Here is a 24,399-nt window from a genome sequence, read left to right as displayed (position 1 = left end):
TTTATATTTCGAATGCTTTATTAATTATCTCTGCTTGTTGTGCCAAATGACGTTTCATATAGCCTGTAGCCGGCGATCCGCTTTCCGGACGGGCAATAACGCGTAGATTGAGCGATGAACCACTAAGTTTGCGGCAATAGAAAGGCCATGCACCCATGTTCTCATTTTCCTCTTGTACCCATACGAATTCCGCCTTCGCATATTTTTTGCGCAGCGCTTCAAGTTGATCATATGCAATCGGGAATAATTGTTCTACACGTACCAGTGCAATATCTTTACGTTTATCAGTTTCCTGTTTTTCCAATAGATCGTAATAGATTTTACCGGAGCATAGTACGACACGTTTTACAGATTTAGCCGTTACATTGGCATCATCCAATATTTCTTGAAAACTTTTTTGCGTAAAATCAGTAAGAGAAGAAACAGCTTTCGGATGGCGTAAAAGACTTTTCGGTGTGGCCACTACTAACGGTTTACGGAAGTCGCGATGAAGCTGACGACGTAAGAGATGGAAGTAGTTTGCAGGCGTTGTACAATTCGCTACAATAATATTGTCGTTGGCGCTCAATTCCAGATAACGTTCGATACGACAGGAAGAGTGTTCTGGACCCTGTCCTTCCATTCCGTGAGGAAGAAGCATAACGAGTCCGTTCGACCTTTTCCATTTTGTTTCGCCCGAGGAGATATATTGGTCAAATACAATCTGTGCACCATTGGCGAAGTCACCAAATTGAGCTTCCCAAATCGTTAATGAATTGGGGTTAACCGATGCATAGCCGTATTCAAATGCTAATACTGCGTATTCTGAAAGCAGCGAATTATAGATGCTAAATTTATCCCCTCCCTTTAATTTGCTAAGCGGGGTGTACGTTTCGTCCGAATCCTCCAATGTAACGACCGCGTGGCGGTGCGAGAATGTACCGCGTTGCACATCTTGTCCGGAGATACGGACACGATAATCTTCGTTCAATAAGGTGGCGTAAGCCATTAGCTCACCCATCGCCCAATCGTATTTGTCCGTTTCGATCATTTTTAATCGATCCTCATATACTTTGGTAATCTTTCGGAAGAATTTCTTGCCCTTTGGTAGGGTATTCATTTCCTTTGCCAGTTCTAAAAACAACGTTTTAGTAACTTTAGTGATTACGGGTTTGCCAATATCCGATTGTTTCGCCGGACGAAGACCTTTCCATGCCCCTGCAAACATCGGACGTTCATCACTAATCTCCTCTACCGTTTTCGCCGCATCTAAACGATCCTGTAAAATCGCACGGAAATCTTTTTCTAGCGTTTTTGCGTACGCCGCATCGATAGAACCTTGTTTAATCAATTTGTCCACGTATATCGCCAAGGTGTTTGGATGCTTTTCGATGAGTTTATATAACGAAGGTTGTGTAAATTTCGGTTCATCTGCTTCGTTATGCCCATATCTTCTATAGCCTAATAAATCGATAAACACATCCGTTTTATATTTCTGACGATATTCTACTGCCAAATTAATCGCATATACTAATGCTTCTACGTCATCCCCATTGACATGGAAAACAGGAGATAACGTTACTTTCGCGATGTCTGTACAATAGGTAGAAGACCGTCCATCTTTATAGTTTGTCGTGAAACCAACCTGGTTGTTAATCACGATATGGATGGTGCCGCCAGTTTTATACCCATCCAATTTTGACATCTGTATGGTTTCAAATACAATACCCTGTGCAGCTACAGCTGCGTCGCCATGAATAAGGATAGGCGCAATTTTAGAAGAATCGCCGGCATATTTCATGTCAATTTTGGAACGAACCATACCTTCTGCCACACCATCTACGGTTTCCAGATGTGATGGATTTGGTGCGAGGCTAAGATGAATGTTTTTGCCTTCTTGGCTAGTAATATCAGAAGAAAAACCTAAGTGATATTTCACGTCGCCACCAAACTGCGTTTCTGGGTCAGCTTCATACATTTTTCCTTCAAATTCAGAAAATATAGTTTTGTAGGCTTTGCCCATAATATTGGACAATACGTTCAAGCGTCCGCGATGAGCCATGCCAATAACAAATTCTTCTATTCCGAGGGAGGATCCTTTTTGAATAACAGAGTCCAGTGCTGGAATCAAAGATTCACCACCTTCCAATGAGAACCTTTTTTGCCCTAAAAACTTGGTGCCTAAAAAACTCTCGAAAATGACGGCTTCGTTTAATTTCTTTAAAATACGTTTTTTTGTCTCTATGGGGAAGTTCGGTGTATTTCTGTCTGCCTCCATTCTATCCTGTAGAAACTTGATTTTTTCGGGATGACGGATGTAACGAAATTCTGCACCGATAGAACGGCAGTAAGTCTCCTCAATAAATTGACGAATATCGCTGAGTTTTGCAGGGCCGATACCAATTTCCACACCGGCATTGAAAACCGTATCCATGTCTGCATCCGATAAACCGAATGTTTCCAATTCTTTTCCAGGAAAGTATTTACGGCGCTCACGAACAGGATTAGTTTCCGTAAACAGGTGTCCACGATCACGATAACCATGAATCATGTTTAAAACCTTGATTTCTTTAATGGTGTGCTCGGGAGTTTGTTCGGCGATAGTTTCTCCTCCGTAGGTTTGTCCGAAATCGAATCCTTCAAAAAACTTCTGCCAACTGGCGTCTACTGAATTTGGGTCTTCCTTGTATGCTTGATATAACGCGTCAATGTATCCTGAATCGGCGTTACTCAAATATGTTAATTTATCCATGAGGAAATCTTACGTATAAAAATTTTGCCCAAAGTTAACAAATATTACATATTATGTCATGGATAAATGCAATAAAAAACGAGTTTAAACGGTAAATGATCTTCCGTATAGAAATTATATGACAAAATGCTGTGCCTGTAGGGAGAACGGACTTTGTATTACGCTATTTTGCGACCTTTTTTGTTTGGTAATTTTTCTTCAAGAGCTCTTCCCACGATGTTTTTAAATTGTCTTTTGGGCTAGTGCCTGATCCGGCAAAATGAAGCCAATATCCGTACGTGGTCGCAGGTGCGTAATCCAGTAGGTATTCTTCAAAAAAACTTGCTCCTGCCAAATGATTAACATCCCATTCCTGTAGCATGTAGGCCGCTAATATATCCCGGTGTTCATAGGGTAAATTACCTGTTGTTTGCAGTTCTTTGATTAATTTGTCGATAATAGGATGATTACTGCCCTTTATAAATACTTTTAAATCATTTTTGGAAGCAACCCGTCCACTTTCGTCCGCATGGGTTGGTTTAAAAAATATATTGGGATATTTTTTTAACATAAATCGAAAATAATCACGCCATAAAAGACGCATCAATAGTCGATCATATTTCTTTTTGCTTGCGGGATGGTAATATTCTTTGATTTTGTGATAGTAAAAAGCCGGGGAAACGGCACCGTGCGCGATATAAGGAGAGATGAGATTATAGTCATTTACATCACTATAATCTGCAGAGAGCGTCTTTTCAATCATTTCCAATGCTTTTTCTTCTCCCCCCTCTAGAGGTATTTCTATGTTGTCTAGCGACGCGGTGGCTTCCGGTGAGAATCCTAAATCTTCTAATGTAGGGATGTGGGTGGCTTCAAGATGTGGATGTGTTGTAATGCGCGTGACAGCTGGCAAGACCGGTCGCACGAAGCTTTCTTTTTCTACCTTTTTCTTGAATGCGTTGAAAGAGTCTGGAATATCCCTAATGGGTATAGGTAAATCCTCTTTATGGTATAACGTATGGCCTATAAAATGTTTTAAATTAATCTTTTCTTTCCAAAGCGTTTCCTCCACACGTTCTGATATGCTCGTTTCTCGTTGGGCGACCTCTCGATGGTGATACACCTCTGTGACTTCGTATTTGGCACATAGTGTGCCTATTATATCTTCTGGCTTACCATGGAAAACTAGTAAATCACCGCCTATTTCTTGTAGGGAAGATTTAAAATGAGCAATAGATTCCAAAAGAAACTTAGCGCGGATGATTCCTGTATGCTGAAATCCTGCGTCGTTTGTTCTGAAATAACGGGGATCAAAGAAATATACCGGTATGATAATGTCACCTTTTTGCACGGCTTCATGCAAAATTTCATTATCATGAATACGCAAATCATTCCTGAACCATACTAAAATTACCTTTTTTGTCATACAAGAAAATGCCAAGCGGAGATGTTAACGATTGTTGCAAATATAGTGTAAAATATGATGTTGTTTAGTTGTATGAGCTCTTTTTACAAAGGGGAGACAAATGGATCGACAAATATCGAGGCCTATTTTTTTGTAACAAATGGAGTTTTTTGTGAACATTCACCGTCATATTGTGTTATGAACTCAGATGATTATATAACTGGATTTTTTATGGATATTTTGATTAGCGGACTCAATAATTATGTAGGGCGGCGGTGTGCCAGCTTGATGGCCGATGAGGATTTCCGTTTGTTCGCTATCACGAGAAACAGAAAGCTGTTTGAAGAACGGATGTCCGAACCCATTCACGCTCAAATATTTGAGATTGATTTATTGAAGGAGGATATAGTCGATGGTAAGGGGCTTCCCTATATAGATGCGTCTTTTTATTTTGCCCAAGTGCCTGCGTTGGACGATATGGTTAACGTAAGAGTGGAATTGCTGTGTTTGCGTAATTTTATTCGGTTGATGAAGTATTTAAAATGCAATAGGCTGATTTATGTAGCTAGGCTTATGGATAGACGCTCTCTGCAGCCCATCATAGAGCTGTTGAAAGAGCTACAGATAGACTATACGGTGGTACTGAAGAATATAGTGGTGGGCAAAGATTGCCTACTCTATAATATATATCGGCAGATGTCAGTCCGTAAAGTAGTGTTTTATTCTAAACAATATGGCGGAGGGTTACTTCAGCCTATTGGAATACATGACTTTGTGCGTTGGCTAAAAGCGATTTTACAGGTTCCCAATTTTCATTACAATGTGTTGGAAGTAGGGGGAGGAGATACCATATCGGCGGTTGATTTGTATCGACTTTACTTAAATCTAAAGACGAAACTGAATGTACAACGGATGATATCCTTGCCAAATTGGCTGTTTGGTTTGTTGTATCAACGAGATATAAAAGAAAATACGGGAACGACGGAGTTTTTGCAACCTGTGCAGGTAAATAAGATAATCGATAATAGCTGGGGAGCTTATTTGCCTTTTACATTTATGCCGTTAAAAGACATTCTGATGGCAGAGTAATTTTATTCGCCATTGCCCGATTTCCGGTTATTCTGTTATTTTTGTTGTTCACTATATTTCGTAAGGCATGGGGTACAGCAGTTTAGCAGCGTGTGTCGCTGATTTAGAACAACACCGGCATTTGGTGCGCATTAAAGAGGAAGTCGATCCCTATTTGGAAATGGCTGCTATCCACATGCGCGTATTCGATGCAGAAGGACCAGCGCTATTTTTTGAAAACATTAAAGGCTCGAAGTTTCCGGCGGTTTCCAACCTCTTTGGGACGCTGGACCGCTCCAGATTTATGTTTCGCGATACATTGGATCACGTGAAAAAATTGGTCGACGTGAAGATGAACCCCATCTCGGTATTGAAAAATCCCTTCGATTATATCGGCTCATCCATGGTTGCGCTGGGCGCACTCCCTTGGAAGAAGAGAGTCGGATCTCCTATTTTATATGGGCAGACACAAATTTCTGCTTTACCGCAAATCGTCAATTGGCCGATGGACGGCGGTGCGTTTGTGACCATGCCGCAAGTGTATACGGAAGATGCTTCACGTCCGGGTATTATGCAGGCTAATCTGGGGATGTATCGTATACAACTATCGGGAAATGAATATGTGCAGGACAAAGAAATCGGCCTTCATTACCAATTGCATCGTGGGATTGGTGTGCATCAAACGAAAGCAAATCAGCTTGGTGTGCCATTAAAAGTCAGTATTTTTGTCGGTGGACCTCCTTCGCACCCACTCTCGGCTGTGATGCCATTACCCGAAGGGCTCTCGGAAATGATTTTTGCTGGAACTTTGGGAAATCGACGGTTTCGTTATTTTTATGATGAGGAAGGGTTTTGTATTTCCGCAGATGCAGATTTCGTTATTACCGGTACGGTATACCCTAATGAAAATAAGCCTGAAGGGCCGTTTGGGGATCATATCGGGTATTACAGCTTAACGCATCCGTTTCCTTTGATGAAGGTGCATAAAGTTTACCATCGTCAAAATCCCATCTGGTCATTTACGGTGGTCGGCAGACCGCCACAAGAAGATACCAGTTTTGGTGCGCTGATCCACGAAATCACAGGCAACGCTATTCCACAACAAATAAATGGTTTACATGCTGTCCATGCAGTGGATCCTGCGGGGGTGCATCCGTTGCTATTTGCGATCGGCAGCGAGCGGTATACGCCTTATCAAGAAGTCGACCGACCACAGGAGGTCTTGACGATTGCTAATCAGATTTTGGGAACAAACCAGCTCAGTTTGGCAAAATATCTTTTTATTGCTGCGCATGAGGATAACCCGCTATTGGATATTCATGATATCCCAGGTTTTTTAATGCATATCTTGGAGCGTATTGATTTAACCCGCGATTTACACTTTTTGACAAATACTACGATTGATACGTTAGATTATTCGGGAGATGGACTAAATGCCGGTTCAAAAGTTACGTTAGCGGCGGTAGGAAAGAAAAAGCGGGAGTTACGAAAAGAAATTCCGCTGTCCTTAAACCTTCCCCGCCCGTTCAATCAGGCAAAAATGCCCTTACCGGGTGTTATCGTGCTAGATGGAAGACCCTTTACCGCTTATAGAGAAGAAGCTGAAGCAATCGAGGCCTGGTGTAAAGAAGCGAAATCCCAAGATTGGGATGGTATTCAACTGATTGTATTGGCTGACGATGCCGCTTTTACGGCAGATACCATTAATAATTTTGTTTGGATAACGTTTACCCGCAGTAACCCCGCCTATGATATCTATGGTATCGATAGCTTTACGTCTTTTAAACATTGGGGTTGTAAAGGGCCTGTTATTATCGATGCACGTCGTAAGCCACACCATGCCCCGGATTTGATTAAGGACGAAACCGTGGAGCGAAGGGTAGATCGTCTTGGCGCTAAGGGGGGATCTTTGCATGGGATTATTTGATGAGTAAAAATATATAGTCTGCACTGAAATGTTTGTTTTTGTGTAATTTTCTTAAATAAATGATATTTGTGTTGCGTTATTTTTAATAAAAAATAAAAAACATTATGAATTTAATTTTTTAATATGTTTCTTTGTGTCATTATTCTAATGAATATTAGTAAACAGTATTAAAATTTAAATTTATGTGTGGAATTGTTGGTGCCTTTGAATTAAAGCCATTCTCCTCGGAGAAGTTGAGACCGCAGGTGTTGGAAATGTCGAAGCGTATTCGCCATCGCGGGCCAGACTGGTCAGGTATTTTTACCAGTGAAAATGCTATTTTAGCGCATGAGCGCTTGGCTATTGTAGATCCTAAATCAGGAAGTCAGCCATTGTTTAGTCCAGATGGCAACGTTGTTCTTGCTGTAAATGGTGAAATCTATAATCATCAACAACTCCGAAATACACTACCTAATTACGAATTTACCACACAGTCGGATTCGGAAGTCATTTTGGCATTGTATCTGGCAAAAGGTGCTTCGTTTGTAGAAGATTTGAATGGCATATTTGGTTTTGCGCTATATGATGCACGTAACGACTCCTTTTTGATTGCGCGTGATCACATGGGGATTATCCCATTATATTACGGCAAAGATGAAAATGGACAGCTTTTTGTCGCTTCCGAATTGAAATCATTGGAGGGATTTTGTAGGGAGATAGCACAATTTCCTCCCGGACACTACCTGTACAGTAAAGATGGGAATGAACCTAAGAAATGGTATACGCGTGATTGGGAGTCCTACGATGTAGTAAAAGATAAGGAGACAGATTTAGCGAAACTACGTCAGGCGCTGGAAGATGCAGTGCAACGGCAGCTGATGTCGGATGTTCCATACGGTGTTCTCTTATCCGGTGGTCTAGATTCTTCTGTTATCGCAGCTATCACAAAGAAATTCGCATCCAAACGCATTGAAACGGGAGGCAAAGAAGAAGCCTGGTATCCCCAACTGCATTCGTTTGCGGTGGGATTAAAAGGTGCGCCTGATTTGATTGCAGCCAAAAAGGCGGCCGACCATATTGGTACGATCCATCATGAAATTAACTTTACGATCCAGGAAGGGCTAGACGCTATCCGGGATGTTATTTACCATTTAGAGACCTATGATGTGACGACTGTCCGTGCTTCAACACCGATGTATCTCTTATCGCGCGTTATTAAATCTATGGGGATCAAAATGGTATTGTCCGGTGAAGGATCTGATGAACTTTTTGGGGGGTATCTATATTTCCATAAAGCACCTAATGCCCAAGAGTTTCATGAAGAGACCGTGCGGAAACTGAAAAAATTGTATCTGTATGACTGTTTGCGTGCGAATAAGTCTTTAGCAGCTTGGGGAGTAGAGGGACGCGTGCCGTTCTTGGATAAAGAGTTTATGGATGTCGCGATGACGCTTAACCCAGCGGATAAGATGATAAAAGATGGGCGGATGGAGAAATGGGTCGTGCGAAAGGCGTTTGAGGATTATCTACCTGAAAGCATCGCTTGGCGCCAAAAAGAACAGTTTTCCGATGGGGTGGGATATAGTTGGATTGATACGTTGAAAGAACTGGCAGAAAACAACGTGTCTGATGTCGAATTTGAAACAGCAGCGGTGCGTTTTCCTGTTAATCCGCCAAAAAATAAAGAAGAGTTTTTGTATCGTTCTATATTTGAGTCACATTTTCCATCGGAAGCCGCAGCTATGACGGTGCCGTCTGTGAAATCGGTTGCTTGTAGCACCCCAGAGGCGTTAGCTTGGGATGCTTCTTTTCAGAATATGAATGATCCTTCAGGCAGAGCTGTGGCTCATGTGCATAACGATAGCTACGAAAGAACATCGCAACCAGCTATTTAACGTACAATTTATGAAATCTTAGTTAAGGTAGAGGCGTTGGTTGGCAACGTTTCTACCTTAATTATAACGGTCTAATCCATATATTGCGGAAACTCACCGGATTGTTGTGATCCTGTAGGATAATAGGGCCAGCGCCATGTGCCTCCATCTTTGGTAAACCAATATATTCTGTCGTACCCTCGATTTGCGTGTTGTTCTGTATCAATACACCGTTATGTAATATGGTAACGCTACCTTTGCTGATCAGCATACCATCTTTATTAAAGCGTGGTGCTTTATAAACGATATCATAACGGTGCCATTTGTCGTCGGTTGCTCTTACCTCCACCAATGGAGGGCGCTGTTTGTATATGCTCCCAGCTTGCCCGTTGACGTAGGTAGGATTGTCGTCATTGTCCAGTACCTGTACTTCATATCTGCCTTGCAGAAATATGCCGCTGTTTCCACGCCCTTGGCCTTCGCCTTTTATGATTTCCGGACTTTTCCATTCTACATGGAGTTGGAAATCTTCAAATACTTGTTTGGTTTGGATGTCGCCTGTTTTAGGTTTAACCTTTAAAATGTTGTTCTCTACAGTCCACGCAGCGGCCTGTTCAGGGTTATTACGGCTTACCCATTGGTCTAGGTCTGTTCCATCAAAGAGAACGATGGCATCACTGGGTACTTGGTTTTTAAGTGTTACAACAGGAGGTTTAGGAGCGTAAAATTCTGTGTCTTCTGGTTTGAATTTTGTCTGCGCCATACTGCTTAAGGATAATGTTAAAAGTAATAACGTGCTTCCGAATTGAATATGCATGGGATATATTTTTTTTGGTACTTATAGTGAAACAATAATATGTATTAATTTACAGGTTTCATCTAATTATTTTTTCTTTTATCATATTATTTACATCTCGGTTTCATTTTTTTATAAGTTTGTATATGGGTTCTATCATACAGGAAGTGGCGCTTAAAGATGTGCGTTTCTTTTCGCCGATCGGGTACTACGAAGAGGAACGTATTTTGGGAAATGAGTTTTTCGTGGATGTGTCTATCTACTTTCCCTTTGACAATACCGACGCCGAGGATCTGTCGAATACGGTTAATTATGCCGAACTTTATGATTTATTAGGTGGGGTTATGAAAAAAGAACGGAAACTTCTGGAGTCCGCGGCCCACGAAATTCTTTGCAATATACAGGCTCGTTATGCTTTTATTCATGAAGCACGTATCTCCATTCGTAAAACAACACCTCCATTCGGTCATGACTATGTGCATTCAGTCGTGTCTTTATGCTATAAGAAATAAAGTATATCTTATATTAATGTGTTGCTAATGACATTATGTCGTTATTTTTTATTTTTTAAAGACATTTTGTCTTGATTCTATTGTTTTAACGCTTCGGTATAAGATTTGATTCCAGTCAAGCATAAAACATAACGAAATTAAAAATAGGAGGATATCAACATGGCATTAATCAAATTTCCAAACAGAACTGTCAATTCAGATGTAGTTAACCCTTATGTTAACAACTTTTTCGACAACATCTTCAATGATTCATTTATTTCAGACCGCTTAGTCACACGCGTTCCTGCAGTGAATATCGCGGAAACTGATAAGTCGTTCAAAATTGAATTGGCGGCTCCGGGATTACAGAAATCAGATTTTAAAATCAATGTGGATAAAAATATGATTACAATTTCCGCAGAGAAAAAAGAGGAAACGAGCGAGAACGATAAATTGTATAGCAAAAAGGAATTTAGTTACACTTCTTTCACACGTTCTTTTTCATTACCAGATTCCGTCAATTATGGTGATATTGAAGCAGAATATGTAGACGGCGTATTGCAAGTGACAGTGGGTAAGAAAGAAGAAGCTATCGTCGCGAAAAGGCTGATCGAAGTAAAATAGTAGGATGTAGTGTGGTTTGTTTTTAGGTGAGGAGGAAGCCCCCGCAGTTTTGCGGGGGCTTTGTTTTCTTCACTATTTTATTTTAATATTTGTGAAACTTAACAGTGTTCACTATTTTTGTTTTTTAAAAAAATTAGATGGGTATACAAGAACGGAAGACCAGGCATAAAGAAGATTTGCGCAAGCGTATTTTGGAAGCAGCTAAAAAGTTGTTTCTGACAGCAGGTTATGAAGCTACTTCTATTCGGAAAATTGCCAAGGAAATCGAATTCAGTCCGACGACAATATACCTGTATTATAAAGATAAGAGTGATATTATCTACGCACTGCACCAAGAGGGTTTTCAGCTGTTACGACAGAACTTTCAGCCCTTGATGCAGGTGGAATCTCCTTTTGAACGATTGAAAGCACTAGGCAGATGTTATATTAAATTTGCATTTGAACACCCAGATTTCTATGAATTGATGTTTGTTATGAAAGACCCGATGGAGCATTTGGAAATCAATTGTGTAGAGGCATCATGGGAAGACGGAGAACGTGTTTTCGATTTTCTTTTAAAGACAGTTCGAGATGGCCAGGACCAAGGTTATTTTAAGGGACTGGATGCTACACATGTAGCGATGGAAGCTTGGGCTTCTGTACACGGTATGTGTGCATTGTACGTTTCGGGACATCTTAGAAGTATGATGCATGTCGTTTTCGGAGATGAGGATCAGGAGCGCATGATTGAAAATGCATTCCGTGTCCTTGTACATTATCTAGAATCCACTAAATAAAAAATTTTAAATGTAAACTTAACACTGTTAATAATGAGAACGGTATTCATAAGTTTGATTTTCATTTGTTTTTCCGGCATGAGCATCTTCGGACAGACATCGCCTTTGTTGGATTATATTGAAGAAGGGCTAGATCATAATTTGGTGCTTCAGCAGAAAAATCTCTCCCTGCAGCGGGCAATGAATGCATTACAGGTCGCAAGATCCATGTATCTACCTGCTATTGACTTAGACGTAGCTTATACGCATGCGAAAGGCGGACGATCCATTAATTTGCCGGTGGGCGACATGCTTAATCCTGTTTACAATACGTTGAATGCGCTCACGCAGTCGCAAGCATTTCCGCAAATACAGAATGAAACGATTAATTTTCTTCCGCAGAACTATTATGATGCCAAGGTACGTACCGTCATTCCGCTTATCAACACAGATATTGCCCATAATAAACAGATTAAAACGGATGCAGTGCGTCTAGAGGAATCGGAGATAGGGATTTATAAACGTGAATTAGTCAAGGAAATTAAAGAGGCATATTATCGATATATCAGCGCCTTGGAGGTAGAAGGCATATATAAATCGTCGTTGGAATTAGCCCATGAAGGGCTTCGGGTTAACGAGAAGCTGTTAGAAGCAGGTAAGGGATTGCCCGCTTATGTTGTTCGGGCAAAAACGGAAATAGCACAAATCGAATCGCAACTTGCCGAAGCAGAAAAGAACATCAAAAACAGTTCTTTGTATTTCAATGCATTACTGAACCGGGACGCCGACGCGTTTATCGAACAGGATAGTACGCTTTTCTCAGAAGAGAACTGGGGTTTAGAGAACGGAGACGAAATCGATATCTCCCAACGTGAAGAGCTGCTCGCTTTGCAGACCGGGATAGCGATGCAGGAATCTGTATTGAAGATGAATAAACAGTATCTGGTTCCAAAAGTAAGCGGATTTCTTGACTTGGGATCCCAGGCAGAGGGTTTAAAATTTAACCGGGATTCGCGTTATTTTATGGTTGGGCTGACCTTGTCTGTACCTCTTTTTCAGGGTAATAGAAACCGTCTGAAGATGGAGGAAACAAAAATCGACCTCGCCGAAACATGGAACAGAAAAGCGCAGGCAGAGCAACAGTTGACATTGGCCGCAAAAGTTGCCCGGAATGGCGTGCTGGCAGCACGTAAAAATTATGAAAAATCAAAAACGCAGCTAGAAGCTGCATCTACTTATCAGCGACTCATACAGCGGGGCTACAATGAAGGCGTTAATAGCTATATGGAAGCCATTGACGCGCGTAGTCAATATACTGCTGCAAAACTTTCTGTCAATATCAGTCAGTTACAGGTGCTGGCAGCATTGGCTAAATTGGAACGTGAATCTGCAACCTTTCAAATCCCTCAACCATGAAAATATCATTTTTAAATCTTTCAGTTTCTGCAGTTTGTTTTGTCTTCTTATTATCTTCTTGTGGCCAAGCAGATCGCTCATTGGCCATTCCAGATACCGATACCATTCCGGTGACACTGATGACCTTACATTCAAACGAAACCAATGCTACTTTTGAGGCCACAGGCACATTTACTACGGACGATGAAACCCTGTTAGGGTTTAAAAACGGAGGTGTTATTGAACAGATTTATGTCCGCGAAGGGGATCCTATTAAAACGGGACAACTACTCGCCCGGGTGCATAAGGATGAAGTGGAGACAATGGCTTCCCAGGCATCGTTGGCGTTGGAAAAAGCACAGCGTGATTACGAACGCGCTCGTAAACTGTATTACGATAGCGTTTCTACGCTGGAACAGATGCAAAATGCGAAGACAGCGCTCGACCTAGCACAGCAAGATATAAAGCGTACACGTTTCCACGAACAATACACCGAAATACGGTCGACAAGCAATGGCTACGTATTGGCTCGGTTGGCCCAGGAAGGGCAAGTGGTTGGCCCCGGTACACCCGTTTTGCAGATAAATGGAGCAAATGACGGGAACTGGCAACTGAAAGTAGGGGTGTCCGACCGGCAATGGGCAGCTGTCCAAGAAGGGGATAGTGCCCGGATTTCATCCGATGTGTTAGGGGAGGGAACCTATCGTGCGATTGTCCAGAAGAAATCTAAAGGGCTGGATCCTAAAACAGGTACTTTTAGTGTGTTTCTATCGCTAACGGCCGATGCTCCAGCCAAATTAGCGGCAGGCATGTTCGGCAAAGCCTATATGCAACTGCGGTCAGCGCAACATTCGGCATGGACCATTCCATATGAATCACTTTTGGAAGGGAACGGAAAAGAAGGATACGTGTTTGTGACGGATGATAGAAAGACGGCCCGCAAAGTAAAGGTACAGATCGCATCCATCAACAAGGATGATGTGTTGATTTCCTCCGGACTGGAAGGAGCGACTGCATTGATCGTATCGGGTAGTCCGTATCTCGTTGACAGGACCCCTATAAAAGTGATAGAAAAATAAAGGAAATTCGATATGAACTTCATCAAATATCCCATTAAAAATTATCAGTTTACGCTGATTATGGTCCTCATGGTTGTAGTTGTAGCCGTTAGCACGATTTTGACTATGCCAAGGGCAGAAGATCCAGAGATGAAACCAGTGAGTTTTCCTGTCATCGTGGTATACCCCGGAACAAGTCCTAAAGATATGGAGCAACTGGTTGTAAAACCGTTGGAAAGCCGTTTTTATGCTTTGGATGGGATAAAACGTATCAAGACAACGATTACCAACGGTGTAGCTGTTATTTTTGTGGAGTATGTGTATGGAGAAGATTATGAGGCAAAATATCAAGAACTGATCCGGGAACTGAGCGCCGCTAGCGGAGAGCTTCCGGAAAATATTTATCGTGCGGAGGTAAAGAAAGTCGACCCGACCACGGTTAGTGTGATCCAAACTGCTTTAATTTCTGAAAATGCATCGACATCGACGATGAAACGTTTGGCCGATGATTTGAAATCTCGCCTAGAAAAAGTAAAGGCGCTGAAAAATGTGGAGATCAGCGGTTTGCCCGACCAACTTATCCGGGTGGATGTAGACCTGTCACGGCTGGCTAGCTTAAAAATACCCATGGATCAAGTGGTGCAAGCCATGCAAAGCGAGAATCAAAATATTCCAGGTGGTGCGGTCGTTGCGGGAGGGAAATCTTTTAGTGTGATAACAAGCGGCGATTATAAAAGTATTGAACAAATTAAGAATACAGTTGTTTCGAGTGCGGAAGGGCGAAATATTTTGCTCAGCGGCGTTGCGGATGTGTATCCGACATTTGGACAACCTACACATGTGACGCGATTGAATGGATATCATGCTGTATTGGTGAATGCTGCGCAAAAAGGCAGCATGAATATTAGCGATACGCAGATAGCCTATAATCAAGTATTCGCAGAGTTTCGGGAAACACTTCCTGCGAATGTTGACTTTATCGTAAACTTCGACCAAGCCGAGCAGGTCAATAGTAGATTAAGTGGTCTTGGAGTGGATTTTGTCATCGCGATTACCTTGGTGCTTTTTACATTGCTACCGTTGGGTTCACGTGCATCGCTCGTGGTCATGATTGCTATTCCGTTGTCGCTGGGTTTAGGGCTCATTACGCTGAATCTCGTCGGTTATTCGCTCAATCAGCTTAGCATTGTCGGTTTTGTCGTTGCCCTAGGGCTGGTCGTGGACGATAGTATTGTAGTCGTTGAAAACATCGAGCGTTGGATGCGGGATGGATATTCACGTTTGGAAGCTGCGATTAAAGGAACGCATCAAATCGCCTTAGCTGTTGTTGGTTGTACGGTTACACTGGTAATTGCTTTTCTTCCGTTAATGTTTATGCCAGAAATGGCGGGGGATTTTATACGCAGTATGCCGACTGCTGTTATCGCATCCGTAATTGGTTCTATGTTTATTGCTTTGCTTGTGGTTCCTTTTCTAGCAAGCAAATTGTTGAAACCCCATATGTCCGAAGATGGTAACGCTATTTTGCGCGTATTGAAGAGATTGATACATCGTACTTACGCGGTATGGTTGGACAAAGCTTTGAAACATCCGAAACGAACTGCTGTCATCGCATTAGGTATATTCTTGGCTTCCTTAGCTTTGATTCCTGTTGTCGGCTTTTCGTTATTTCCGCCATCTGAAAAACCGCAATTCATGATTCACATTGCTGCACCGTTGCAAGGCAGTTTAGCAACAACGGATAGTATCACCAGGGAAATAGAGGATGAGCTTCGCCAGATAGCGGATATTAAATATTTTACGAGCAATGTTGGTAAAGGGAATCCAACGATTTATTATAATATGAGCCAGGCGAGCGAAAACGTTGGGCATGCTGATATTTTTGTTCAGCTGCATAATGATGTGAAGGCAAAAGAGAAGGAATTGTTGATTGAAGTATTGCGCCAGAAATGGACAAATTATTTGGGAGCTAAAATCGAAGTCAAAAACTTTGAACAAGGCGTACCCGTGATTTCACCCGTGGAAGTACGTTTGTTTGGAGACGATTTAGATACCTTACAACGTTTGGCTGCTGATGTAGAAGAGTTATTAAAAAAGACACCGGGCAATGTCTATATAAATAATCCGCTAAAAAATAAGAAAACAGATTTGCATGTCGTGGTGAATAGGGAGAAGGCCTTGGCTTTAGGCGTGCCCACGGTACGTATAGATCAAACGGTACGGATTGTGTTGGCCGGATATGAGGTAGGAATATACACCGATCCAAAGGTGGACGACAACGAATATCGTATTATGATCACCGTTCCAAGACTGAATATGCCAGATATGACGGTGTTTGACGGTATTTTTGTCAATAATGTACAAGGAACGGCTATTCCTCTTACGCAGCTGGCAACTTTGGAATTCGAATCTTCTCCTTCTAATATCTATCACCAAGACAAAAACAGGGTTGTTTCCGTAAATGCTTCCGTTGCTAAAGGTTTTTCAAATGATAATGTGATTCGGGAGGTTATCAAAAAGATGGATGCTTTTCCTTTTCCGGACGGTTATGCTTACGAAATGGGGGGTGAGGTAGAAAGTAGAGAAGCCGCCTTCGGTGGATTTGGTACCATTATCATGGTGACTGTATTTTTGTTTGTCGCTGTGTTGGTATTGGAATTTAAGACGTTTAAGAGTACGTTAATTGTTTTGTCCGTGATTCCGTTAGGTATCGTAGGTGCGGTTCTGGCGTTAATGGTTACGGGAAATACCCTATCTTTTGTCGCCACGATTGGCCTGGTGGCTCTGGCGGGGATTGAGGTGAAAAACACGATCCTGTTAGTGGATTTCACGAATCAGCTAAGACGGGACGGAGTAGCATTGAACGACGCTATTGAACAGGCTGGTGAAATCCGCTTTTTGCCGATTATATTGACGTCACTTACGGCTATTGGTGGTTTGTTACCCATTGCCTGGTCGAGTAACCCTTTGATATCCCCATTGGCCATCGTGATGATCGGTGGGCTGATCAGTTCCACGTTATTATCCCGAATAGTAACACCGGTTATCTATAAGCTTATCCCGCCAGTCATTGAAAAAAAATAATATATGAATAAATTCTTTTTCTTACTTTTGCCCGTATCATGAAGATTACTTCTCTATATAAGATATTAACTGTACGCGACAGAATAGCGTAAGTTTCGGGCATCCACTGTGCCTAGATATCTGTTAAAATAAGTTGTTTCAAGCTTATTTTATTTGTATTCCCACTTATTTTTGATGACAAGACGCTCATAAGATAGCGTTGTTTATAGAAAAGTTTATGCAAGAAAAAGAAAACTGGAAAAAGAAATTCCTCATTATATGGATCGGGCAGTTTATATCGTTGATTACAAGCTCTGCTGTCAATTTTGCTATTATTATTTGGTTAAGTATCGAACATGGCTCTGCCGAGGTGCTTGCTTATGGTGCCATTGCAGGGATGTTGCCCGCGGCGGTTATCGGTCCGTTTGCGGGGATATACATTGACCGTTGGAACCGGAAGAAAACAATGATGTTTGCCGACGGCTTTGTCGCACTATGTACATTGGTGATGTCTATTAGTTTTTACCTCGGATACGAAAGCCTTATTTTAATATACGCGATGTTGGCATTGCGCTCAGTAGGATCGGCTTTTCATATGCCTGCTATGCAGGCATCTATTCCGATGATTGCACCAGAAAGCGAATTGTTGCGCATCGCCGGTGTCAACCAGATGATACAGTCTATTTCTGCGATTGCAGGACCGGCATTAGGGACCTTAGCAATTACCTTGATGTCTATAGGTAACGTGTTATTATTGGATATTGTCGGTGCTGTAGTAGCAATTAGCGCATTGTTGTTTGTATATATTCCGAATCCGGAAGTTCCAGAAAAGGCGAAAGCCAGTTTTCAACAAGCTTGGACTGACCTGAAATGGGGATTCAAAGCGATTTTGGATAACAAAGGACTGACCTGGCTTTTTGCATATTCTACTATCGCTACCTTTTGTATTATGCCTGTTGCGGTGTTGTTTCCGCTATTGACATTGCAATATTTTGGTGGAGGCAAATGGGAAATGAGTATCGTTGAAATGGTGTGGGGACTCGGCATGCTGGTAGGGGGGAGTGTGTTGGGGATCTTTAAACCAGCTATCCGAAAAGTGGTGCTGATCAATATGACTACTATTATTTTAGGGATAAGTTTGGCGTTATCAGGAGTAATTCCACCACATACATTCTGGATTTTAGTCGGATTAACAGCGATAGGTGGCGTGGCAGCAACGATTTATAACGCAAGTTTTATGACGGTATTACAGGAGGAAGTTCGCCCCGAAGTGATGGGACGTGTTTTCTCTCTCTATTTCAGTATGGCCATTATACCCACCGTCATTGGATTGCTCGGTACGGGCTGGGCGGCTGATTTCTTTGGCGTAAATAATATATTTATTGCGTTAGGTTGTATCATTGCCCTTGTGGGCGTGTTTTCTTTCTTCAATCGTTTTATTATGGGGTTGGGGAGGCATTCTAAATAATGTTATATTTGTGCATAGGTCATTCAAATTAGTCCCCGACCAATCATATCGTAAAAAATGAATAAAAAGACTTTTCAACCTATTCAAGCACAGTTAACTGTAAGCAGAAAAGAATATCTTACGCCCCATTATATCCGGGTTTATCTCACGGGAGAAAAGGTACCGCTATTTGCCAATACGATGGTAGGTATAAATAACAAGATTTTAATTCCACCCAAAGGAGTTGACACGGTATACTTTCCCGAGTTGGATAAGGAAGCCAACACTTGGAAACTCCAATCGGAAGAAGTTCAGTCAATCCGGAGGACATATACGCATCGAGGAATTGATCTTGATAAGAATGAGATCTGGATCGATTTTGTCGCGCATGGTGACGAAGGGCCGGCTTCGGCATGGGCAATACAAGCGAAAAAAGGAGATGTGTTAGGTGTCCTGATGAAAGATGGAAAAATGGAACTCTATAGAAAAGCAGATCATTATCTGTTGGTGGGCGATGCGACAGCCATTCCTGTATTAGGCGCTATTTTAGAAGATCTACCCGCAGAGGCCAAGGGAATTTGTATTATTGAAGTATACGGAGAAGAGGACGAACAAGATCTTAAAACAAAAGCTGATATGGATATCATCTGGTTGCACAATGAGCATCCACAAAACGGTAGCCGACTTGCAGATATGGTTAGGAAGCAGCTATTACCGGAAGGATCACGATCAGGTTATGTTGCGGCAGAATATTCCTCGGTAAAGTCTATTCGTCACTATTTACGTAAAGAAAAGGGATGGAAGCAGGATGAATTATATGCCTATTCTTATTGGAAAGCGGGAGTAGCAGAAGATAAATCCACCGCCGATAGACAGCAGGAAAAGCGGGAGTCGTAATTATTCAATGGAAAGGAACCCGTTGCCGGGAACCGAACAGCAAAAAATACAAAAAAACCGTTGACATTGTAATCCGTGGCGCTTACTTTTGCATTGTGGACTCCGTAGCTCAGTTGGTAGAGCAACAGACTCTTAATCTGTGGGTCCTGAGTTCGAGCCTCAGCGGGGTCACCTCTTGGGACGAGTCTAAAAATGATAGACTTGTCCCATTTTTTTATTTCTAAAAATTTGAGGACCGAATAATTATAATTTTCAATGTATCTTTGGGTAATTGTCATGATACTTGACAGCTAAAATTAATATACGTCTAGCTTATGATAACATACGGTACCGCTGCTTTGCTCTTTCCAGCTATCAGTTTGATCATGCTTGCATACACCAATCGGTTCTTGGCTTTGGCTGCTTTGGTGCGGAGCCTGCACGCCAAATACCTTGAACATAATAAAAAAGGCGTATTGCAAGGCCAAATTGGAAATCTTCGGTACAGACTTAAATTACTACGACATATGCAGGGTATGGGCGTATTAAGTTTTATAAGTTGTATTGTGTGTATGTATGGAATTTACCTAAACAACATGCTGATTGCCGAGATTACTTTTGCGTTAAGTCTTTTGTTTTTTACGGTGTCGTTAGTGATTTCTTTTGTGGAAATTCAGTTGAGTAACAAAGCCTTGGAACTGGAGTTGAGTGATATGGAAGAACATTCCGACCCTTCTTTAGTCCAATATTTAAAGAAAAAGTTAGATTCTCGGAAAAAGTCCGATGATGGTCAGGAAGAGTAAAGTCGTTATTGGTCGGAATTTAAATCATTTAATGATGTGTGTGCTGCTTTGCAGGATGACGCCTGTCTGTGCGGGGACATGTGCGAGGCTGTCCTTTAATACGGTTGGAGAGAGACCGCCCCACATGTTATCTCCTGTATCCCACATTTTTTTCCAGATTTCATCTTCTGAAATAGCAAAGCGTTGCGTAGACGGAGAAAAATTGAATAGACAGATGAGCCGTTCTTTTGCCTGTTCAATATATAATATAAGCGAATTCTTCTGCAGATCGCTATTTACCCGTATATTTTCTCTCTTTAGATTCCGAAGTACGGTATTGGACTTTCTTAAGGCGATTAGGTTTTGATAGTAATATAGCATACGCTGATGTGCAGCTTTATCCTTTTCCGTCCAATCTAACACGCTGTCGTCAAAAGTTTTTTTGTCCTGTGGGTCGGGCACCTCTCCATTGCCATGAAAATCCGAAAACTCTTCGCGACGTCCTTTGCGGACAGCAGCGATTAAATCAGGATCACTATGACTTACAAAATAAAAGAAGGGCTTTTGTGAAGACCATTCTTCTCCCATAAATAATAAAGGCGTAAATGGAGATACCATAACAGCCATGGCCATCAAACGCTGTAAATCGGGCGTAAACAAGATACTGCTCCGTTCGCCAAGCATGCGGTTACCGACCTGATCATGGTTTTGTGAAAAAACAACGAATTTCTCTCCGGAAATCCCCTCCGAACTACTGCCAAAAAATTGTTGACGGTTGGTAGAATATTGGCCTGTAAATACGTAAGCCTGTTCATAAGCTTTTGCTAAATGTGCGATGCCATTAAATTCTTCGTAGTATCCTTTCTTTTCTTCGCCGGCAGCGACGCGCAATGCATGATGGAATTCGTCAAGCCATTGTGCATCCATGGCGAAGCCGTTTTGCTCCAGCGGTTCTAAAAAACGTTTATCATTTAGGTCACATTCTGCTATCAGATAGTGTTTCCGGCCCGTTTTCCCCATCAGAAGATCTGTTGTACGCCTTATATCTTGAAGTATATGAGATGGACTGAAGTCCTTTATAGCATGTACGGCGTCTAGACGAAGTGCATCGATATGAAAATCCCGGAACCACATCCGTACATTTTCACAGACGAAATCCCGTACACCATAGTTCCACGCATCATCGTAATTGATGGCTTTTCCCCATGGCGTTTGATATTTATCGGTAAGGTATGGGCCATATTGGTCGACGTAATTACCTTCGGGACCAAAATGATTATACACGACGTCTAGGATTATCGCAATACCTTCTCGATGGCAGGCATCCACCAGCCGTTGCAATCCCCGGGCACCGCCATAAGAATGTTGTACTGCAAACAAAAATGTACCATCATATCCCCAATTTCTTTCTCCGGGAAACTGTGCTACAGGCATAATTTCGATGGCTGTTATGCCCAGTTTCTGAAGATAAGGTAATCGCTCAATAATACCATTAAAATCATGCGTCGAAGAAAAAGTGCCTACATGAACCTCGTAAATAATGAAATCACGTAATGTTGAACAATGATAATCTTGATCGGTCCAATCGAATTGAAGATCAACAACGGCTGATGGTCCGTGAACACCTTCCGGTTGGGAACGGGAGGCGGGATCGGGGAGTACTTCGCCGTCGATAATAAAATGATACCGTTGTCCAGCAGTTATTTCTTCACTTTCAGCATACCAATAGCCGTAGGCTTGCAGCGACAAAATAATATCTGCATTTGGCTGATAGGTGCGGCATATAACGTTTTTAGCTTTGGGTGCCCAAACCGTAATCTGTGCTTTATTGTCGTGGAGTGTAATTCCTAACGGTTTTGTTCTTCCTGTATCCATGGGCAATTTAGCTTTGTAATTCAATAGTATAAAAATTAGGTCGACATAAGAACAATAATGGAACGCCCAGGCACGTTGATAGACGAATCAGATGCATAGGTTTCATGCGTATCAATGGTGTCCAGATTAGTATCGATAACCATCGCCCATTCTTTACCATATTTTGCACCCGGTAGTTTATAGCTGATATCTTCCCAGTACGCGTTGAACATGATATAAAAACTATTGTCTACGATTTTAGTTCCATCATCGCTCAATGAACGGATACCATTGCCATTTAAATAAACAGCTAAGGATCGGGCAAAATCATTTTGCCAATGCGATTCTTCCATTTCCCGTCCTTTAGGGTCAAACCATCCTATATCCTCTAAACCAATACCTTTTATGGGAATACCTTGAAACCATTTTCGCCGGCAGAATGTCGGATGCTCTTTCCGGAAAGCGATCAATTGTTGGCAAAACGTCAACAGGTGTTCATCCTTGCCCACCCAATCTAGCCACGATATATCGTTGTCCTGGCAATACGCATTATTGTTTCCTTGTTGGGTGCGTCCGAACTCATCTCCGGCAACGAGCATCGGGACACCTTGTGAAAGGAATAATGTAGTCAGTAGATTTCTTTTCTGCTTAGCCCGCAGTTTATTGATTTCTTCATCTTCTGTTGGACCTTCTGCACCGCAGTTCCACGAACGGTTGTGGCTGTCACCATCGTTGTTGTCCTCGCCGTTCGCCTCATTATGTTTCTCGTTATACGAAACAAGATCGTGTAAGGTGAACCCGTCATGTGCCGTAATGAAATTAATGCTGGCAGTCGGTCTGCGATAATCCCCCTGATAAAGATCTGATGATCCTGTCAATCTATCAGCGAATTCCCCAAGCATGCTATCAGCCCCTGTCCAATAATCGCGCATACAATCACGGTATTTGCCGTTCCATTCCGCCCAACCGGGAGGGAATTCTCCCACTTGGTAGCCCCCTTCTCCGATATCCCAAGGTTCGGCAATGAGTTTTACCTGCGAAATAACAGGATCCTGATGGATGACATCGAAGAATGAACTCAGTTTATTTACTTCGTAAAGTTCGCGGGCAAGGGCAGAAGCAAGGTCAAATCGAAACCCGTCAATATGCATCTCCTGTATCCAGTAGCGCAGGCTATCCATGATTAAGCGAAGAACATTCGGCAGGCGTGCGTTAAGCGTATTTCCCGTACCTGTAAAGTCCATATAGTAGCGTGGATCTTCGGTCAAACGGTAATAGGAAGCGTTGTCAATGCCTCGGAAGGAAAGCGTCGGTCCCATCTCGCTTCCCTCGCCCGTATGGTTATACACGACATCCAATATAACTTCTATTCCAGCGCGATGGAGTTCCTTCACCATATTTTTGAATTCTATGACCTGTTCACCTTGGCTACCGATAGACCCATACCGAATATCCGGGGCAAAGAATCCAATCGTATTATAACCCCAATAGTTTGTTAATCCCTTTTCTTCGAGATGTCGGTCTGTAATAAAATGATGTATCGGCAGGAGTTCTATTGCCGTTATACCAAGCGACTGTAGATAGGAAATAGTTACAGGATGCGCTAGTGCAGAATAAGTACCCCTTATTTCTTCTGGTATTTCTGGATGCTGTGCCGTAAACCCTTTAACATGGGCTTCATAGATAATACTACGGTGCATAGGGATGCGAAGAGGTTTATCCCCTTCCCAGTCAAAAGATCCATCTATTACAACACCTTTAGGGATATAGGCTGCGCTATCTTTTTCGCTAAAACTTAAATCAGCATCTGGGTGACCTACTTCATAACCAAATAAGGCGTCGTCCCAACGTAATGTACCAGCTATAGCTTTGGCATATGGGTCGATAAGAAGCTTATTTGGATTGAAACGATGTCCTTGTTTAGGTTCGTAGGGACCATGTACCCGATAACCATATAGCTGTCCGGGACCTATGTCGGGGATATAGATGTGCCACACTTGATGCGTCCGTTCTTTGATTTTGATTTTCATAGACTCCTTGTCATCTGTTTCGTTTTCGAAAAGACAGAGTTCCACGGCTTCTGCATTTTCAGCGTAAAGGGCAAAATTTACGCCGTTGCCATCAAAGGTGGCTCCTAAGGGGTAGGAGGATCCTACAAGTGCTTTTATATTCATTTTTTTACTATTTTTCTTCCCAATAAAATTCTCCTTAAAGGTGATGACGTTATCAGATTTTTCATCGGTGTTTGTTTAATATGTATTCAAGAACTCGCAAGCTCGGTTTACTTATCCCTTT

General features: G+C 42.1%; 17 protein-coding genes and 1 tRNA gene. 13 read left to right on the top strand and 5 right to left on the bottom strand.

Annotation, left to right across the window (positions count from 1 at the left end):
- Window position 1 precedes the first annotated feature (1 nt).
- Window positions 2-2,731 (bottom strand): 2-oxoglutarate dehydrogenase E1 component, encoded by a 2,730-nt coding sequence (locus EWE74_RS08050; RefSeq protein WP_130140952.1) that lies wholly within the window; start codon window positions 2,729-2,731, stop codon window positions 2-4.
- Between the two features lie 163 nt (window positions 2,732-2,894).
- Window positions 2,895-4,136, bottom strand: coding sequence for a deoxyribodipyrimidine photo-lyase (locus EWE74_RS08045; protein ID WP_130140951.1), 1,242 nt, complete (start codon window positions 4,134-4,136; stop codon window positions 2,895-2,897).
- A gap of 210 nt (window positions 4,137-4,346) precedes the next feature.
- On the opposite strand from EWE74_RS08045, the gene EWE74_RS08040 reads away from it, so the two are divergent.
- From EWE74_RS08040 to asnB, 3 genes are all read left to right on the top strand, one after another.
- Window positions 4,347-5,204 carry a Rossmann-fold NAD(P)-binding domain-containing protein gene (locus tag EWE74_RS08040; RefSeq protein WP_130140950.1) on the top strand — a complete coding sequence of 286 codons (858 nt, stop codon included), beginning with the start codon at window positions 4,347-4,349 and terminating at the stop codon, window positions 5,202-5,204.
- Between the two features lie 67 nt (window positions 5,205-5,271).
- Window positions 5,272-7,110 carry a UbiD family decarboxylase gene (locus EWE74_RS08035; RefSeq protein WP_130140949.1) on the top strand — a complete coding sequence of 613 codons (1,839 nt, stop codon included), beginning with the start codon at window positions 5,272-5,274 and terminating at the stop codon, window positions 7,108-7,110.
- A 182-nt stretch (window positions 7,111-7,292) separates the two neighbouring features.
- Window positions 7,293-8,984: an asparagine synthase B gene (gene asnB / locus EWE74_RS08030; protein ID WP_130140948.1), complete on the top strand. Its 1,692-nt coding sequence runs from the start codon at window positions 7,293-7,295 to the stop codon at window positions 8,982-8,984.
- 61 nt (window positions 8,985-9,045) lie between these two features.
- Here asnB and EWE74_RS08025 read toward each other — a convergent pair whose 3' ends face one another.
- Window positions 9,046-9,780, bottom strand: a complete 735-nt coding sequence (locus EWE74_RS08025) for a 3-keto-disaccharide hydrolase (protein ID WP_130140947.1) — start codon at window positions 9,778-9,780, stop codon at window positions 9,046-9,048.
- Between the two features lie 125 nt (window positions 9,781-9,905).
- On the opposite strand from EWE74_RS08025, the gene EWE74_RS08020 reads away from it, so the two are divergent.
- From EWE74_RS08020 to EWE74_RS07975, 10 genes are all read left to right on the top strand, one after another.
- Window positions 9,906-10,271 carry a dihydroneopterin aldolase gene (locus tag EWE74_RS08020; protein WP_130140946.1) on the top strand — a complete coding sequence of 122 codons (366 nt, stop codon included), beginning with the start codon at window positions 9,906-9,908 and terminating at the stop codon, window positions 10,269-10,271.
- 159 nt (window positions 10,272-10,430) lie between these two features.
- Window positions 10,431-10,874, top strand: coding sequence for an Hsp20/alpha crystallin family protein (locus EWE74_RS08015; RefSeq protein ID WP_130140945.1), 444 nt, complete (start codon window positions 10,431-10,433; stop codon window positions 10,872-10,874).
- Between the two features lie 137 nt (window positions 10,875-11,011).
- The gene (locus EWE74_RS08010) at window positions 11,012-11,650 is read left to right on the top strand and encodes a TetR/AcrR family transcriptional regulator (protein ID WP_130140944.1); all 639 of its coding nucleotides are present in this window, start codon (window positions 11,012-11,014) and stop codon (window positions 11,648-11,650) included.
- 33 nt (window positions 11,651-11,683) lie between these two features.
- Window positions 11,684-13,045, top strand: a complete 1,362-nt coding sequence (locus EWE74_RS08005) for a TolC family protein (protein WP_130140943.1) — start codon at window positions 11,684-11,686, stop codon at window positions 13,043-13,045.
- Complete coding sequence (locus tag EWE74_RS08000; protein WP_130140942.1) at window positions 13,042-14,103, top strand: efflux RND transporter periplasmic adaptor subunit; 1,062 nt, start codon at window positions 13,042-13,044, stop codon at window positions 14,101-14,103. The genes EWE74_RS08005 and EWE74_RS08000 overlap by 4 nt, the downstream gene beginning before the upstream one ends.
- Window positions 14,104-14,115: 12 nt before the next feature.
- Window positions 14,116-17,166, top strand: a complete 3,051-nt coding sequence (locus EWE74_RS07995) for an efflux RND transporter permease subunit (protein ID WP_130140941.1) — start codon at window positions 14,116-14,118, stop codon at window positions 17,164-17,166.
- Between the two features lie 217 nt (window positions 17,167-17,383).
- Window positions 17,384-18,613: an MFS transporter gene (locus EWE74_RS07990; protein WP_130140940.1), complete on the top strand. Its 1,230-nt coding sequence runs from the start codon at window positions 17,384-17,386 to the stop codon at window positions 18,611-18,613.
- A 57-nt stretch (window positions 18,614-18,670) separates the two neighbouring features.
- Window positions 18,671-19,489: a siderophore-interacting protein gene (locus EWE74_RS07985; RefSeq protein ID WP_130140939.1), complete on the top strand. Its 819-nt coding sequence runs from the start codon at window positions 18,671-18,673 to the stop codon at window positions 19,487-19,489.
- A 98-nt stretch (window positions 19,490-19,587) separates the two neighbouring features.
- Window positions 19,588-19,660, top strand: a tRNA-Lys gene (locus EWE74_RS07980).
- A 143-nt stretch (window positions 19,661-19,803) separates the two neighbouring features.
- The gene (locus EWE74_RS07975; protein WP_130140938.1) at window positions 19,804-20,271 is read left to right on the top strand and encodes a DUF2721 domain-containing protein; all 468 of its coding nucleotides are present in this window, start codon (window positions 19,804-19,806) and stop codon (window positions 20,269-20,271) included.
- Between the two features lie 24 nt (window positions 20,272-20,295).
- Here EWE74_RS07975 and treZ read toward each other — a convergent pair whose 3' ends face one another.
- Window positions 20,296-22,125, bottom strand: a complete 1,830-nt coding sequence (treZ, locus tag EWE74_RS07970) for a malto-oligosyltrehalose trehalohydrolase (protein ID WP_130140937.1) — start codon at window positions 22,123-22,125, stop codon at window positions 20,296-20,298.
- A gap of 35 nt (window positions 22,126-22,160) precedes the next feature.
- Window positions 22,161-24,278, bottom strand: coding sequence for a glycogen debranching protein GlgX (gene glgX / locus EWE74_RS07965; RefSeq protein WP_130140936.1), 2,118 nt, complete (start codon window positions 24,276-24,278; stop codon window positions 22,161-22,163).
- Between the last annotated feature and the right edge of the window lie 121 nt (window positions 24,279-24,399).

This window comes from Sphingobacterium corticibacterium (genome assembly GCF_004208525.1).
Lineage (GTDB): Bacteria > Bacteroidota > Bacteroidia > Sphingobacteriales > Sphingobacteriaceae > Sphingobacterium > Sphingobacterium corticibacterium.
The sequence above is the reverse complement of the archived record's forward strand: the minus strand, read 5'-3'. Positions and strand labels throughout refer to the sequence as shown.

Coding starts and splice junctions, on each gene's coding strand:
- EWE74_RS08050 (WP_130140952.1), bottom strand. CDS start 2,731: ATGGATAAATTAACATATTTGAGTAACGCCGATTCAGGATACATTGAC.
- EWE74_RS08045 (WP_130140951.1), bottom strand. CDS start 4,136: ATGACAAAAAAGGTAATTTTAGTATGGTTCAGGAATGATTTGCGTATT.
- EWE74_RS08040 (WP_130140950.1), top strand. CDS start 4,347: ATGGATATTTTGATTAGCGGACTCAATAATTATGTAGGGCGGCGGTGT.
- EWE74_RS08035 (WP_130140949.1), top strand. CDS start 5,272: ATGGGGTACAGCAGTTTAGCAGCGTGTGTCGCTGATTTAGAACAACAC.
- asnB (WP_130140948.1), top strand. CDS start 7,293: ATGTGTGGAATTGTTGGTGCCTTTGAATTAAAGCCATTCTCCTCGGAG.
- EWE74_RS08025 (WP_130140947.1), bottom strand. CDS start 9,780: ATGCATATTCAATTCGGAAGCACGTTATTACTTTTAACATTATCCTTA.
- EWE74_RS08020 (WP_130140946.1), top strand. CDS start 9,906: ATGGGTTCTATCATACAGGAAGTGGCGCTTAAAGATGTGCGTTTCTTT.
- EWE74_RS08015 (WP_130140945.1), top strand. CDS start 10,431: ATGGCATTAATCAAATTTCCAAACAGAACTGTCAATTCAGATGTAGTT.
- EWE74_RS08010 (WP_130140944.1), top strand. CDS start 11,012: ATGGGTATACAAGAACGGAAGACCAGGCATAAAGAAGATTTGCGCAAG.
- EWE74_RS08005 (WP_130140943.1), top strand. CDS start 11,684: ATGAGAACGGTATTCATAAGTTTGATTTTCATTTGTTTTTCCGGCATG.
- EWE74_RS08000 (WP_130140942.1), top strand. CDS start 13,042: ATGAAAATATCATTTTTAAATCTTTCAGTTTCTGCAGTTTGTTTTGTC.
- EWE74_RS07995 (WP_130140941.1), top strand. CDS start 14,116: ATGAACTTCATCAAATATCCCATTAAAAATTATCAGTTTACGCTGATT.
- EWE74_RS07990 (WP_130140940.1), top strand. CDS start 17,384: ATGCAAGAAAAAGAAAACTGGAAAAAGAAATTCCTCATTATATGGATC.
- EWE74_RS07985 (WP_130140939.1), top strand. CDS start 18,671: ATGAATAAAAAGACTTTTCAACCTATTCAAGCACAGTTAACTGTAAGC.
- EWE74_RS07975 (WP_130140938.1), top strand. CDS start 19,804: ATGATAACATACGGTACCGCTGCTTTGCTCTTTCCAGCTATCAGTTTG.
- treZ (WP_130140937.1), bottom strand. CDS start 22,125: ATGGATACAGGAAGAACAAAACCGTTAGGAATTACACTCCACGACAAT.
- glgX (WP_130140936.1), bottom strand. CDS start 24,278: ATGAATATAAAAGCACTTGTAGGATCCTCCTACCCCTTAGGAGCCACC.